Genomic DNA, 13,359 nt, shown 5'->3' on the forward strand with positions numbered 1-13,359 from the left:
TCGTAAATGCGAATCTATTGCATTGGCTTCTGACTAAACGAATGAGCCGTCGCGATCGCGTAAAAAATCTTTCGATCAGTTGAGAATCAGCAGTTTCGGGTACTCGCGGAGCTGCGCGGAGGTGATCTGTGCCAGCGAACGTGCCACGCCCAGAGGGTCGTCGAGGCGCCAGTTACCGGTCACGCTGACGTTGTCCAGGCGTTCGTTGGTGTTGACGATCCAGCCGGGGTAGTAGCGACGCAGTTCGGCCAGCACCTGGCTCACCGGGCAGTTCTCGAACACCATCCGCCCCTGCACCCAGGCCAGTTGCGACTGGCTGTCGCCGCCGTGCTGGCGCTCACCGAAGCCCTGCGGGCCGACGCGGATGCTGTCGCCGGCGCCGAGGCTGACACGAGCGTCGTCCAGCCGTGTGCGCAGGTCCACTTCGCCGCGCTGCACGCTGACTTCCGCTTCGTTGCCCAGATAGCGCACCGCGAACGCCGTGCCGCGCACAGTGACCTGCACCGGCCCGGCTTCCACTTCGAATGGGCGGCTGCGGTCGTGAGCGACGTCGAAGTACGCTTCGCCGCGGTAGAGGCGGGCGACGCGCTGCTGGTCGTTGATGCTGCTGGAGAGGGCGGTGTCGGTGTTGAGCAGGACTTTCGAGCCATCAGCCAGGTTCAGGCTCTGCCGTTCGCCCACGGCGGTGAGATGGTCGGCGCGCAGACGCAGCAGCAGGTCGCTCTGTACCACGACACCGACCGCGAGGACGATGGCGGCCGCAGCCACTGCCGGCCGCCACGGATGCCGCGAGCGCCGCGGCGCAGTCTTCTGGATCAGTTCCCGCTCCAGGCGCGCCGCCGCACTGGTCAGCAGCGGCGACTGCCATGCGCTGCGCACGCGCCGATAGGCTCGGGCATTGCCCTCGCTGGCGTTGAGCCAGGCGTCGAAGCGCTCGCGGGCAGCGGCGTCCATGTCGTCCTCGTGCATCAGCCAGTCGAGGGCTTCGGCCATCTGCTGGTCTTCGGGCGGCGCGGAATCGGTCACGGGGCGGTCCTCGGCGTTGGGGCCGGGTATTTTTGTCGATGCGGGCGGCCAGCGGTAGTCCGTCATGGCGATTCCTCCAGCCGACTGACCAGTCCGATGCAGATCGCCATGATCAGCTTCAGCTCCTTCTGCACCGTGCTCAGCGAGACGCCGAGCTGCTCGGCGATTTCTGCGTAGCCGCAGCCGTGCAGGCGGCTGAGGATGAAGATGCGCTGCTGGCGCTCGCTGAGCTGGCTGAGCGTGGTGCCCAGGCGTTCCAGAAGTTTTTCCGCGTGCAGGCTGTCTTCGGCGCTCGAACCGGGGGCCGGTACTGCCTGCACGACTTCCACCGGCACGTCGTCGAGCATGGTCCGCGACTGCATGCGCAGGTGGCGCAGGTGGTCGAGCGCGAGGTTGCGGCCGGTCTGGAAGAGGAACGGCTCCAGGTGATCGATACGCCGCTCCAGCAGGGTGCGGGCGACGCGAAGGTAGGTCTCCTGTACCAGGTCTTCGGCGATGCTCGGGTTCTTCACCATCCGGACCAGGGTGCGCAGCAAGGGCAAGCGCTGGGCCAGGAAGACCGAGTCGAGGTTGGAAGTGCTCACAAAGGCGTCCAGCAGGAATAATTTTCAAATGATAATTAGTATTATTCGTGGAAAGCCAATGGCACAAGACCATCCCTTGCCGCGCGTATCGCAGAAAAAAGGGCGAGGCACGCGCCACGCGGCCTCGCCCGCCCCCTCAGCCGGCTTGTGAGGGGCAAGCAGGGACATCAGGAACGCGCGGGGCGCGCGCTCAGTTGCGGGTCGGGCTGAACCTCATTGTGGCGGATGTGTTCCGGTCGGCTGTTCCAGTGTGGAAGCAGTACGGCCGAAGCGACCAGCGCGGCGACGGTGAAGCCGATGAACACGGTGTAGGTGTCGAAATAGCCCGGCAGCAGGCCGCCGAGAATCGCGCCGATCGAGCTGCAGCCGTTGACGAAACCGGCTGCCGTGCCGGCCGCTTCGCCGGTGCCGAAGTCCACCGCGGCGGCGCCGCTGATCATCGAGTCCGGGCCGTACAGCGTCAGGCCCATCATGAACAGCAGGCCGAGCACCAGCATGCTGCTGCCGGTGTGCATCGCCGGGACGAACAGTGCCAGGCAGGCGGTAAGGCCGATCAGGCTGATGACGCAGGCGGGCATCCGGCGCGCACCGAACAGACGGTCGGAGGCGTAGCCGATCAGGATCGGACCGAGCAGACCGGCGACTTCGAAGGCCGACGGCAGGATTGCCGCGCCGACCTTGCCCAGCGCCGGCATGCGTTCATAGACGATCACCGGCCCCCACAGCAGTATCGCGTAGCGCGCCGGTTTGAGCAGGAAGTAGGCGAGCCCTAGCGTCAACACGGTGCGGTTGCGCAGTACCTTGCCGAGGATGCGCAGGGTCTTGCCATTCTGGCCTTCGGGCTTGAAGCCGGCGTAGCGCACCGCTTCGGGCTGCTGGATTTCCGGCTCCACTGGCTGCAGGCCGACATCCTGGGGGCGGTTGCGCTGCAGCAGCAGGAACAGTATCGCCACGCCGCCGACCACGGCCGCGCTGGAGTAGAACGCCGCGTGCCAGGTGCCGAATACCTCATAGGCCCACCAGCCGGCGAACGGCGAGGCCACCAGGCCGCCAAAGGCGTAGCAGGTGCTCCACAGGCCTAGCACCCGGCCACGCTCGTGGGTGGCAAAGAAGCTGCCGATGTTCTTGCACAGGCCCGACCAGCCGGTGGACTGCGCCAGACCCTGCACGACCATGCAGGTGGCGAAGATCGGCAGCGTGGCAAACGAACCCATGACCAGCGCGGCAAGCGCGGAAATCGCCAGGCCGCCGAAGACGACCACACGCGGGCCGAAGCGGTCGGCGAAGATGCCCCAGGTGAACTGGCCGACCGCGTATGCCGCAAGGTAGATGGCGTCGAGGTTGGCCATCGCGACCTTGTCGAGGGGGAAGGTGGGATCTTCGGCGATGCCGAGTTTGGCGACCGAAAACGCTTTGCGGGTGAAGTAGAAGGCCGCGTAGGCCAGCCAGGTGATGGCGAAGATCTGCCATCGCCAGCGTTGCATCGATGCAAGGGACGAGCGCGGCGTAGCAGTGCCGTGAGGGTTGAGCATGGTCTGACCTCGTTGTTGTTGTGCTGTGCCGGCAGTCAGTGGGGTAACGCCTTTCTTGTTCTTGTTTTGAGAGCACGTCGCATCGTCTTCGCGATGCGGGTCAGAAGCGCTGTGGCTGTCTTGGTACCGTCGCCGGGGAGCGGCGGTGGAGGGATGGAAACAATTTCGAATAAATAACTGAAATCGATTTATCAGATTTCAAAAATAAGTTTGGCTTGTATGACAAGGGGCCATGACGCTAGTGTTTTTCGCTACTGACCTTGCGGTCGCTTTCCGCCCGTCGCCGGAAAAGCGGTCGGAACCCCGTGCCAGAGGCTCGTCCATGTCCGTTTCTCATGCCCAGCTCAAGGCTTTCCATGCCGTCGCCGTACACGGCAGTTTCACCCGCGCCGCCGAGCGCCTGTTCCTCACCCAGCCGGCGGTCTCCGACCAGGTGCGCAAGCTGGAGGAGCGCTACGGTGTGTTGCTGTTCCACCGCAACAAGCGCTCGGTGCGCCTGACCGAACTCGGCGAGCGCCTGCTGGCGGTGACCCAGCGGCTCTTCGTGATCGAGGCGGAGGCGCAGGAACTGCTGCAGGAGTCCAGCGCGCTGCAGACCGGCAGCCTGACCCTCGCGGTGGACGCGCCGGTCCACGTGCTGCCGCAGATCGCGCGTTTCTGCCAGCGCCATCCGGGTATCCGCGTAAAGCTGGAAACGGGCAACACCGACGAATCCCTGCAGCGCCTGTTCGACTACCAGGCAGACCTGGCGTTGCTGGGCCGTGAGGTGCAGGACGAGCGGCTGCAGACCTTCACCCTGCGCAGCGACCCCATCGTTGCCTTTGTCGGTCGTGGCCATCCGTGGGCCGGGCGCGAGTCGATCTGTCTGGCCGATCTGGACGACATGCCATTGGTGCTGCGCGAGCAGGGCTCGGTCACCCGGCAGATGCTGGAGCAGGAAATGGCCCGCGCCGGCCTGCGCATCCGTCCCGCTATCGAGGTCGAAGGCCGCGAGGCATCGCTGGAGGCGGTGGCGGTAGGGATCGGTGTAGGCGTGGTGTCCGCCGCCGAACTGGGTGCGGATGCACGGGTACACGCGCTGCCGATCCTCGATTGCCACTGGCGCATGAGCGAGACATTGGTGTGCCTGCGGGAGCAGAGCACACGGCGGATTGTGGCGACATTCCTCGACCTGGTGCGCGAGGACTTGCCGGTGGAGCAGGGCGAAGTCCCGGCTCCGTAGCCGGGGAGCGCGGCTCAGCCTTCGGCCAGCTCCATGAATGCGCTCACCACCCGCAACCCCCGGCGCCGTTCCAGGCAGCCGATGGCGTGCCGGTTGACCAGCGCGTCGCCCACCAGCGGGATCGCCTTCACCCGCGGGTCCGGGCTGACCTCCAGCGATGACACGATACCGACTCCCAGCTCCGCTGCCACCGCCTCGGTGACGGCTTCGCGGCTATCCAGCTCCAGCAGCACGCGTGGCTTGACCGACTGAAGCGAACAGGCCGAGTCGAAGGTGCGGCGGGTGATCGAGTCGGGTTCGCGCAACACCATGATCTGCTGGTCCAGCTCACCCAGCGGCAGATCTCCGGCGCGCGAATTCCAGGCATGGCTGGCAGGCACCAGGGCGCAGATACGTGACTCCACCAGGTCGCGCAGGAACAACCCGGGGCGCGGCTCCACTTCGGTCAGCACAGCGATGTCCACGTGTTCGTCGAGCAGCGCGGCGAGGGTTTCCTGAGCGTTGCCCAGGCGCAGATTGACGGTGATGCCGGGATAGCGTGCGCGCAGACGAGCGAGCATCGGCATCACCAGATGCGGCCCGTCGGCGGCCACCTCAATGCGGCCGGTCACCAACTCGCGGCTGGCGTCGAGCATGGCCTCGGCTTCTTCTTCCAGAGCGAACAGCGTGCGGCTGATGGCCGACAGGCGCATGCCGTCCTCGGTCAGTTCCACGCCGCGCGCGGTACGGCGGAACAGGTTGACCTGATAGTGCTCTTCCAGCGCCTTTACGTGCCCGGTGACGGCCGGCTGGCTGATGAACAGGCGCTCGGCGGCGCGGGTGAAGCTGCGTTCGCGGGCGACCGCGTCGAAGGCTCGAAGCTGGAAGAGGTTCATGAGGTATATGTCCGGCTTATGTGGTGCATCGTGATAAACAATTTGAACGATATCAGCCTGGCCGGCAAGTTATGCCCAGGCCACGGCGCTCCCGCCTGGCCCAACCGAATTCAGCCCTGACGACGTTCCCAAAAAAGAGGAATCGAGCATGAGCACTGCCGAGCGAGCCCCCATTCTGCTGACTCCCGGTCCGCTGACCACATCTCCCCGTACCCGCCGCGCCATGATGGTCGACTGGGGCTCCTGGGATAGCGACTTCAACGAGCTGACCGCTGATGTCTGCAAGCGCCTGCTGGCGATCATTCACGGCGAGGCGAGCCACACCTGCGTGCCGCTGCAGGGCAGCGGCACCTTTTCCGTGGAAGCGGCAGTGGGCACCCTGGTACCGCGTGATGGCAAGGTTCTGGTGCTGATCAATGGCGCCTACGGCAAGCGCCTGGCGAAGATCTGCCAGGTGATTGGCCGCGAGTACACGACCTTCGAAACCGAGGAGGACGTACCGACCACCGCCGCCGACGTCGACCGCCTGCTCAGCGAAAACCGCGATGTCACCCACGTCGCGCTGATCCACTGCGAGACCAGCACCGGCATCCTCAACCCGCTGGAGGCCATCGCCAAGGTCGTCGAAGCCCACGGCAAGCGCCTCATCATCGATGCCATGAGCTCTTTCGGCGCCCTCGACATCGATGCCCGCAAGGTGCCGTTCGACGCGCTGATCGCCGCGTCCGGCAAGTGCCTGGAGGGCGTGCCGGGGATGGGCTTCGTGTTTGCCCGCAGCGCCGCTCTGAGCGCCAGTGCGGGCAACTGCCACTCGCTGTCGATGGACCTGCAGGACCAGCAGGCGTACATGGCCAAGACCGGCCAGTGGCGCTTCACTCCGCCGACCCACGTGGTAGCCGCGCTGCATGAAGCGCTGACCCAGTACGAAGAAGAGGGTGGTCTCGCGGCCCGTCATCAGCGTTACGCAAACAACTGTCAGACTCTGCTGAGCGAGATGGCAAAGCTGGGTTTGCGCAGCTTCCTGCCGGCGGAAATCCAGGCGCCGATCATCGTCACCTTCCATGCGCCGCGTGACGCCCGTTACTCCTTCGCCGAGTTCTATGGCCGCGTACGCGAGAAGGGCTACATCCTCTACCCGGGCAAGCTGACCCAGGTGGAAACCTTCCGTGTCGGCTGCATCGGCCAGGTCGATGCCAGCGGCATGCGCGCAGCGGTAGCGGCCATCGCCGAGACCCTGAAAGAGATGGAAGTCTTCGAAATCTGACCCCTGCCGATTGCCACAGGATCGAATCTCATGAACTACGAACAACCCAAGCAACTGCAAGCCGCCATCCTCGACTGGGCTGGCACCGTGGTCGATTTCGGCTCCTTCGCGCCGACCCAGATCTTCGTCGAAGCCTTCGCCGAGTTCGGCGTGCAGGTCAGCCTGGAAGAAGCCCGCGGCCCGATGGGCATGGGCAAGTGGGATCACATCCGCACTCTGTGCGACATCCCCGCCATCGCCGAGCGCTACAAGGCCAGGTTCGGCCGCATGCCCAGCGATGACGACGTCACCGCCATCTACGAGCGCTTCATGCCGCTGCAGATCGAGAAGATCGCCGAACATTCGGCGCTGATCCCCGGCGCGCTGGATGCGATTGCCACTCTGCGCAAGGGCGGGCTGAAGATCGGTTCCTGCTCCGGTTACCCGGCGGTGGTAATGGAGAAAGTGGTGGCCCTGGCCAGGACCAACGGCTACGTCGCCGACCATGTGGTCGCCACCGACGAAGTGCCCAATGGCCGCCCGCACCCGGCCCAGGCGCTGGCCAACGTGATCGCCTTGGGCATCAGCGACGTGGCGGCCTGCGTGAAGGTCGACGACACCTGGCCGGGCATTCTCGAAGGCCGCAGCGCCGGCATGTGGACCGTGGCGCTGACCTGCTCGGGCAACGCCCTGGGCCTGACCTACGAGCAGTACAAGGCGCTGCCGCAGGAGAAGCTGGATCAGGAGCGCCGCCGTATCGGCCAGATGTTCGAAGGCTCGCGGCCGCACTACCTGATCGACACCATTGCGGAGCTGCCGGCGGTGATTGCCGACATCAATGCCCGCCTGGCGCGCGGGGAGATGCCGCAGGGCAACTGATCCTCGGTGTCAATGATGAAGGCCCGCTTGATGCGGGCCTTTTTCTTTGGCTCTCGAGGATTTCCAGAGAGACGTCCGCTTGCTCCGGACGGCCCCTTTCACGGCTCAGTTCACCACGTTGCGCACGAACCGCACCAGCACATCCCCATGATTCTGGTAGGAAAACGGCTGGTTGCTCTTGAACACATGGAAGCCCCCGGCGACGACTTCGATGGTTTCTTCGGCGAGGACAATGGTGAGCTGCCCTTCGATTACGTAGACCATGTCGTACCAGCCCTCGGAGTCGGGTTCGGCGTTGTAGCGGTCGCCGGGAGCCAGTGACCAGTGCCAGAGCTCGGCCTGGCGCGTGGCGGGGGTGCTGGCAAGGAGGGTGCCGCGGCTGTCGGCTTGCTGGCCGCCCCAGGCCACGGCATCCACGCGGGACAGGTCGCCGGTGGAGGGCGGGCGCACCAGGTCGGCGAAGGTCACGCCGAGCGCGGCGGCGATACGGTCCAGTGTCGCCAGGCTGACGTTGTTGTCGCCGCCCTCTATGCCCACCAGCATTCGCCGGCTGACCCCCGAGGCCTTGGCCAGTGCGTCCTGGCTGAAACCGGCGTTGCGCCGCAGGGCCTTTACGTTGTCGGCGACATGCACCAGGACGCTGGGACGCTCAGCGGTGTTGGGCAATATATTGCTCATTTTGGCCTTTTTGCGCATTATGTTGCGCATAACAGTCAACCAAGAATTTCCAACCGTTGCAACGCCTGTTCAGGTCCGCATCATGCCTCGCTCCCGTTTCATTTCCACCGTCCTGCCGGTTCTCCTGCTGATCGTCTCGATGGCCTCCATCCAGTCCGGCGCCTCGTTGGCCAAGAGCCTGTTCCCGCTGGTCGGCGCCGAAGGCGTGACGGCCATGCGCCTGATCTTTGCCGCCATCATACTGTTGGCCATCCTGCGTCCCTGGCGCTCCTCGCTGAAGGGCAAGTCGCTGGCGCCGCTGATTGCCTACGGCGTGACGCTGGGCGGGATGAACCTGATGTTCTACATGGCTCTGCAGACCGTGCCGCTGGGGATCGCGGTGGCGCTGGAGTTCACCGGGCCGCTGGCGGTGGCGCTGTATTTCTCGCGCAAGCCGATCGATTTCCTGTGGATCGGGCTGGCGGTGTTCGGCCTCTGGCTGCTGCTGCCGATCGGCGATCTGGGGCACGGTGTGGACCCGAAAGGTGCCGCGCTGGCGCTGGCGGCCGGCGTCTGCTGGGGGCTGTACATCATCTTCGGTCAGCGTGCCGGCAACGACCTGGGCGCCCAGGGCGCGGCGCTGGGGGTGACGATCGCGGCGATCTGCGTGGCGCCCATCGGTATCGCCCATGCCGGCAGCTCGCTGCTGGATATCGGCATCCTTCCGGCCCTGCTGGGCGTGGCGGTGCTTTCCAGCGCGCTGCCGTACACGCTGGAAATGATCGCCCTGACGCGCCTGCCGGCGCGCACCTTCGGCACGCTGATGAGCATCGAGCCAGCGTTCGGTGCGATCTCCGGGCTGGTGTTCCTGGGCGAGCAACTGACGACGCACCAGTGGCTGGCCATCGGCGCGATCATCGCCGCCTCGGTGGGCACCACGCTCAGCAGCCGGCCCAAGGCGCCGCTGGCAGCGCCGGCGGCCGACTGACGATCAACCGGGCTGGCGCGCGTCGCCCAGCCGTTTCTCGTTCAGCACGATCTGGCGCTTCGCACTGCGCGCAAGGCGGATGCAGAGCATCACTGCGGCGCAGGTCAGGCCGACGATCAGCCCTTCCCACAGGCCGCGCGGGCCGGTCGGATCCTGTACCCAGTGGGTCAGGCCGAGGATGTAGCCCACCGGCAGGCCGATACCCCAGTAGGCGAACAGGGTCATGATCATGGTCGCGCGGGTGTCCTGGTAGCCGCGCAGCGCGCCGGCGGCGGTGACCTGCACGGCGTCGGAGAACTGGAATAGCGCGGAGAACACCAGCAGCGTGGCGGCCAGTGCCAGTACCTCCGGGTCCTGGGTGTAGAGCGCAGCGATATGGTCGCGCATCAGCAGCATGCCGCCGGCGGAAAGACAGGCGTAGGCGAGCGCCGCGCCCATGCCCACTCCGGCTGCGAAGCGCGCATCGCGCGGGGCGCCGGCACCGAGGGACTGGCCGACGCGCACCGTGACCGCCATCGCCAGCGAGTAGGGAATCATGAACACCAGAGCGCTGAAGTTCAGCGCGATCTGGTGACCTGCGACGACCTTCTCACCCAGTTCGCCGATCAGCAGGGCGATCACCGAAAAAATGCTCGACTCGGCAAATACCGCGATGCCGATGGGCAGACCGACCGCCAGCAGGCTGCCGATGACCTTGGCGCTGGGCAACTCCCAGTGGGCGAACAACTGGCTGGGCTTGTACGCCTTCGCCCAGTTCACCCAGAACAGCATGCCCAGCAGCATGAACCACATCACCGCGCCAGTGGCCCAGCCGCAGCCAGGGCCGCCCAGGGCTGGGAAGCCGAGGTGGCCGTAGATCAGAACGTAGTTGATCGGGATGTTCAGCAGCAGACCGCAGATGCCCAGCACCATGCTCGGCCGGGTGCGGCCGAGGCCGTCGCTGTAGCAGCGCAGCACGTGATACAGCGCCACTGCGGGCATGCCGCAGGCGATGCCGCGCAGGTAGAAACGGCTCGGTTCGATCAGCGCCTCCTCGACCTTCATCGCGCGCAGCATCGGTTCGGAGAGCAGCCACAGGGTTGCCGCCGCCAGCGGGCCGACCAACAGCGCCAGCCACAGCGCCTGGCGTACCAGCGGGCCGGTGGAGGGCTGGTCGCCCGCGCCGAAGCGCTGTGCCACCTTGGCGGTGGTGGCGAGGAGGGTGCCAGTCATCAGCAGGAACACCGGAATCCAGATCGAGTTGCCCAGCGCCACTGCCGCGAGGTCTCGCGGACTGACACTGCCGGCCATCACCGCATCGACGAAGCCCATTGCGGCGGTCGCCAACTGGCCGACCATGATCGGCGCGGCGAGGGTCAACAGTTCCTTGAGTTCGAGGCTGGTGCGCCGTCCACGGGAGACGGGCTGGGTGATGCTGGTCACGGCGATCCTTTTCCTTTGCCAGAGTAGCGGCGAGAAGATTTCGGGAAGCCGGCCAGTTTAAGGGCTGTCGGCTCAGTCAGGAAAGCCCGGGTTGCCCCTTGTGCGCCGGGCGGGACCGCGCGCGGGCACGCTGGTACAGTAGCCGGTGCCGATTTCTGGAGTCAGCCCATGCGTATCCTTGCCGATGAGAACATTCCCCTGGTCGAAGCCTTCTTCGGCAGCCACGGCGACATCCGCCGCCTGCCGGGGCGCGGTATCGATCGCGCCGCCCTTGGCGATGCCGAAGTACTGCTGGTGCGTTCGGTTACCGATGTCAGCCGCGAGCTGCTGCAGGGCAGCCAGGTGAAGTTCGTCGGCACTTGCACCATCGGTACCGATCACCTGGACCTGGCCTATTTCGCCGAGGCTGGCATCGCCTGGTCCAGCGCGCCGGGCTGTAACGCTCGTGGCGTTGTGGACTGGGTGCTGGGCAGCCTGCTGGCGCTGGCCGAAGTGCACGGAGCGAACCTGGCCGAACGTCGCTACGGGGTGGTCGGCGCGGGGCAGGTGGGTGGTCGCCTGGTGGATGTATTGCGTGGCCTGGGCTGGGACGTACGAGTTTGCGACCCGCCGCGCCAGCGTGCCGAAGGTGGCGATTTCTGCGAGCTGGACGAGATCCTGCGTGAGTGCGACGTGATCAGCCTGCACACGCCGCTGACCCGCGACGGCACGCATCCGACCCGTCATCTGCTCGATGCCGGGCGTCTTGCGGCACTGCGCCCTGGCACTTGGCTGCTCAACGCCAGCCGTGGCGGCGTGGTCGACAACACCGCGCTACGTGAGCATCTGGCGAGCGGCGCCGAGCTGGACGTAGCACTGGATGTCTGGGAGGGAGAGCCACAGGTGGACGTCGACCTGGCCGCACGCTGCCGCATCGCCACGCCGCACATCGCCGGCTACAGCCTGGATGGCAAGCTGCGCGGAACGGCGCAGATCTATGACGCCTTCTGCGCCTGGCGTGGCTGCCGGCCGGAGGTGGTGCTGGACGACCTGCTACCTGCGCAATGGCTCGCCGAGCTGAGCCTTACCGAAGAGTGCGACCCGCAGTGGGCGCTGGCCATGCTGTGCCGCGCGGTATACGACCCGCGCAGCGACGATGCGGCATTCCGGCGGAGCCTGGTGGGCGACGAGCAGGCGCGGCGCAAGGCGTTCGACGTGCTGCGCAAGCACTATCCGCCGCGCCGCGAGATTACTGGGTTGTGGGTGGACATCCAGGGCGATGCGCTGGCCCTGGAGCGTCTGCTCGGAGCACTGGGGGCGAACCGCGTCGGCGAGTGACGCCGACGCTTCAGCGGCGCAGCGGCTCGCAGCTCTTGTCCAGTTCACGGCAGGCGCGCTGGATCATATCTTCAGTGATGGGGATTTCACGGCCCTGGGCATCGATGATCGAGCCGCCCACTGGCTGCTGCGGATCACGGGGAAGGGGGCTGCGGTCGGGTTCGCGATGGTGTTGCAAGCTCATGGCCAGTCTCCTCTACAACGTTGAGTGCAGTCTAGGCAGATCACATGAAGCCTCGGTGACAAGGGCCGTCGCGACGGCGCCGGTGAATCGTCACCAACAGCGGCAGACGAGTTCGCTCTCGCAGGTTGCATGCCAACCGCGAGGCCCCTGGTCCGCTTGTCGTTATAGTGAAGGTCGACCCGGCGTTGCGCCGGTAGTTCGATCAGGATGCCCTTCGAGGTGAGTATGGACGGCTTTCGAGTAGGTCTGATCATCAATCCGCTCGCCGGTATCGGCGGGCCGACGGCGCTCAAGGGTAGCGACGGCGTCGCCGACCTGGCCCTGGCGCGCGGTGCGCAGCCTCGCGCGGCGGAGCGCACACGGGTGGCTCTGGAACAGTTGTTGCCGGTGCGCGAGCGCCTGGAGTTCCTGACGTTTCCCGGCCCGATGGGTGCCGACCTGCTGGCCGAGATGGGCTTCAGCCATCGCCTGGTTGGCGCGCTGGAAGGCGAGCGCAGCTCCGCGACGGATACCCGTCACGCGGTGCAGGCGCTGCAGGAAGCCGGTGTCGCGCTGATCCTCTTCGCCGGCGGCGACGGCACCGCGCGGGATGTCGCCGAGGTGGCACGCGAAGGCCAGCCCGTGCTGGGTATTCCGGCCGGGGTGAAGATCCACTCCGGCGTCTACGCCATCAGCCCGCGCGCCGCTGGAGCGCTGGCGCGGCGTCTGGTGGACGGCGGCCTGGTGCGCCTGACCCAGGGCGAGGTGCGCGATCTCGACGAGGCTGCCCTGCGTGACGGTCGCGTCGCGGCGCGCTGGTACGCCGAGCTGACGGTGCCCGAAGAGGGGCACTTCATGCAGCACGTCAAACAAGCGGGCATGGAAACCGAGGAACTGGTGCTGGCCGACCTCGCCGCCTGGCTGGAAGACAGTTGGGAGCAGGGCGTGCGCTACGTCTTCGGCCCTGGCTCCACGCTGCACGGCCTGGCTGCCGACCTGAGCCTGCAGACCACCCTGCTGGGCGTGGACGTGATCGAGAACGGCGAAGTGATCGCCCGCGACGTCACCGAGGCGGAGCTGTTCGCCCTGGTACACGGCCATCCGGCCTTCCTGCTGGTCACCGCCATCGGTGGCCAGGGCCATATCCTCGGGCGTGGCAACCAGCAGATCAGCCCGCGCGTACTGCGCGCCATCGGTATCGACCGCCTGCGGGTGATCGCCACCAAGCGCAAGCTGGGTACGCTGGAGGGGCGTCCGCTGCTGGTGGACAGTGGCGACGCCGCGCTGGACGCCAGCTTCCCGGCGGCGGTGCGGGTGTGGGCAGGCTACAAGGAAGAACTGCTCTATCCGCTGGGCTGGGGAGCGGAGAGCTGACACCACTCCGGGGTTGGGTGGTGGAACGTCATTGCGTTGTTCTAGACTCCAGCAACTTCGCGAACGCGGCAAAGGAG

General features: G+C 66.2%; 13 protein-coding genes. 6 read left to right on the forward strand and 7 right to left on the reverse strand.

Annotation, left to right across the window (positions count from 1 at the left end; genetic code table 11):
- Positions 1-75: 75 nt before the first annotated feature.
- From OU419_RS12495 to OU419_RS12505, 3 genes are all read right to left on the reverse strand, one after another.
- Positions 76-1,092: a FecR family protein gene (locus OU419_RS12495; RefSeq protein WP_254472849.1), complete on the reverse strand. Its 1,017-nt coding sequence runs from the start codon at positions 1,090-1,092 to the stop codon at positions 76-78.
- The gene (locus OU419_RS12500) at positions 1,089-1,610 is read right to left on the reverse strand and encodes an RNA polymerase sigma factor (protein WP_254472847.1); all 522 of its coding nucleotides are present in this window, start codon (positions 1,608-1,610) and stop codon (positions 1,089-1,091) included. Before OU419_RS12500 ends, OU419_RS12495 begins: the two co-directional genes overlap by 4 nt.
- A 167-nt stretch (positions 1,611-1,777) precedes the next feature.
- On the reverse strand, positions 1,778-3,142 hold the full coding sequence (locus tag OU419_RS12505) for an MFS transporter (protein WP_254472845.1): 1,365 nt from the start codon (positions 3,140-3,142) through the stop codon (positions 1,778-1,780).
- Between the two features lie 322 nt (positions 3,143-3,464).
- Here OU419_RS12505 and OU419_RS12510 point away from each other — a divergent pair, with 322 nt between their 5' ends.
- Positions 3,465-4,364 carry a LysR substrate-binding domain-containing protein gene (locus OU419_RS12510; RefSeq protein ID WP_254472843.1) on the forward strand — a complete coding sequence of 300 codons (900 nt, stop codon included), beginning with the start codon at positions 3,465-3,467 and terminating at the stop codon, positions 4,362-4,364.
- A gap of 14 nt (positions 4,365-4,378) precedes the next feature.
- Here OU419_RS12510 and OU419_RS12515 read toward each other — a convergent pair whose 3' ends face one another.
- Positions 4,379-5,239, reverse strand: a complete 861-nt coding sequence (locus OU419_RS12515) for a LysR substrate-binding domain-containing protein (RefSeq protein WP_254472841.1) — start codon at positions 5,237-5,239, stop codon at positions 4,379-4,381.
- Positions 5,240-5,387: 148 nt separating this feature from the next.
- Here OU419_RS12515 and OU419_RS12520 point away from each other — a divergent pair, with 148 nt between their 5' ends.
- Both OU419_RS12520 and phnX read left to right on the forward strand, forming a co-directional pair.
- Positions 5,388-6,503, forward strand: a complete 1,116-nt coding sequence (locus tag OU419_RS12520) for a 2-aminoethylphosphonate--pyruvate transaminase (RefSeq protein WP_254472838.1) — start codon at positions 5,388-5,390, stop codon at positions 6,501-6,503.
- Positions 6,504-6,533: 30 nt separating this feature from the next.
- Positions 6,534-7,361: a phosphonoacetaldehyde hydrolase gene (gene phnX, locus OU419_RS12525; RefSeq protein WP_254472830.1), complete on the forward strand. Its 828-nt coding sequence runs from the start codon at positions 6,534-6,536 to the stop codon at positions 7,359-7,361.
- A gap of 105 nt (positions 7,362-7,466) precedes the next feature.
- Here phnX and OU419_RS12530 read toward each other — a convergent pair whose 3' ends face one another.
- Positions 7,467-8,069 (reverse strand): helix-turn-helix domain-containing protein, encoded by a 603-nt coding sequence (locus OU419_RS12530; RefSeq protein ID WP_254472828.1) that lies wholly within the window; start codon positions 8,067-8,069, stop codon positions 7,467-7,469.
- 52 nt (positions 8,070-8,121) lie between these two features.
- On the opposite strand from OU419_RS12530, the gene rhtA reads away from it, so the two are divergent.
- A complete protein-coding gene (gene rhtA / locus OU419_RS12535) occupies positions 8,122-9,006 on the forward strand; it encodes a threonine/homoserine exporter RhtA (protein ID WP_254472826.1) in 885 nt (294 codons plus the stop codon).
- Between the two features lie 3 nt (positions 9,007-9,009).
- Here rhtA and OU419_RS12540 read toward each other — a convergent pair whose 3' ends face one another.
- Complete coding sequence (locus OU419_RS12540; RefSeq protein WP_254472824.1) at positions 9,010-10,428, reverse strand: MATE family efflux transporter; 1,419 nt, start codon at positions 10,426-10,428, stop codon at positions 9,010-9,012.
- A gap of 168 nt (positions 10,429-10,596) precedes the next feature.
- Here OU419_RS12540 and pdxB point away from each other — a divergent pair, with 168 nt between their 5' ends.
- The gene (gene pdxB, locus OU419_RS12545; protein ID WP_254472822.1) at positions 10,597-11,745 is read left to right on the forward strand and encodes a 4-phosphoerythronate dehydrogenase PdxB; all 1,149 of its coding nucleotides are present in this window, start codon (positions 10,597-10,599) and stop codon (positions 11,743-11,745) included.
- Between the two features lie 10 nt (positions 11,746-11,755).
- Here the strand turns inward: pdxB and OU419_RS12550 are convergent, their stop codons facing one another.
- Positions 11,756-11,929, reverse strand: a complete 174-nt coding sequence (locus OU419_RS12550; RefSeq protein WP_254472820.1) for a PA1571 family protein — start codon at positions 11,927-11,929, stop codon at positions 11,756-11,758.
- A gap of 225 nt (positions 11,930-12,154) precedes the next feature.
- On the opposite strand from OU419_RS12550, the gene OU419_RS12555 reads away from it, so the two are divergent.
- Positions 12,155-13,282 carry an ATP-NAD kinase family protein gene (locus OU419_RS12555; protein WP_254472818.1) on the forward strand — a complete coding sequence of 376 codons (1,128 nt, stop codon included), beginning with the start codon at positions 12,155-12,157 and terminating at the stop codon, positions 13,280-13,282.
- The last annotated feature ends 77 nt before the right edge of the window (positions 13,283-13,359 follow it).

The organism is Pseudomonas triclosanedens (assembly GCF_026686735.1).
Classification (GTDB): domain Bacteria; phylum Pseudomonadota; class Gammaproteobacteria; order Pseudomonadales; family Pseudomonadaceae; genus Pseudomonas; species Pseudomonas triclosanedens.

What these genes read in the sequence shown, in the direction of transcription:
- pdxB (WP_254472822.1), top strand. Translation starts at nt 10,597, where the DNA reads ATGCGTATCCTTGCCGATGAGAACATTCCCCTGGTCGAAGCCTTCTTC.
- OU419_RS12505 (WP_254472845.1), bottom strand. Translation starts at nt 3,142, where the DNA reads ATGCTCAACCCTCACGGCACTGCTACGCCGCGCTCGTCCCTTGCATCG.
- OU419_RS12510 (WP_254472843.1), top strand. Translation starts at nt 3,465, where the DNA reads ATGTCCGTTTCTCATGCCCAGCTCAAGGCTTTCCATGCCGTCGCCGTA.
- phnX (WP_254472830.1), top strand. Translation starts at nt 6,534, where the DNA reads ATGAACTACGAACAACCCAAGCAACTGCAAGCCGCCATCCTCGACTGG.
- OU419_RS12530 (WP_254472828.1), bottom strand. Translation starts at nt 8,069, where the DNA reads ATGCGCAACATAATGCGCAAAAAGGCCAAAATGAGCAATATATTGCCC.
- OU419_RS12515 (WP_254472841.1), bottom strand. Translation starts at nt 5,239, where the DNA reads ATGAACCTCTTCCAGCTTCGAGCCTTCGACGCGGTCGCCCGCGAACGC.
- OU419_RS12495 (WP_254472849.1), bottom strand. Translation starts at nt 1,092, where the DNA reads ATGACGGACTACCGCTGGCCGCCCGCATCGACAAAAATACCCGGCCCC.
- OU419_RS12520 (WP_254472838.1), top strand. Translation starts at nt 5,388, where the DNA reads ATGAGCACTGCCGAGCGAGCCCCCATTCTGCTGACTCCCGGTCCGCTG.
- OU419_RS12550 (WP_254472820.1), bottom strand. Translation starts at nt 11,929, where the DNA reads ATGAGCTTGCAACACCATCGCGAACCCGACCGCAGCCCCCTTCCCCGT.
- OU419_RS12555 (WP_254472818.1), top strand. Translation starts at nt 12,155, where the DNA reads ATGGACGGCTTTCGAGTAGGTCTGATCATCAATCCGCTCGCCGGTATC.
- rhtA (WP_254472826.1), top strand. Translation starts at nt 8,122, where the DNA reads ATGCCTCGCTCCCGTTTCATTTCCACCGTCCTGCCGGTTCTCCTGCTG.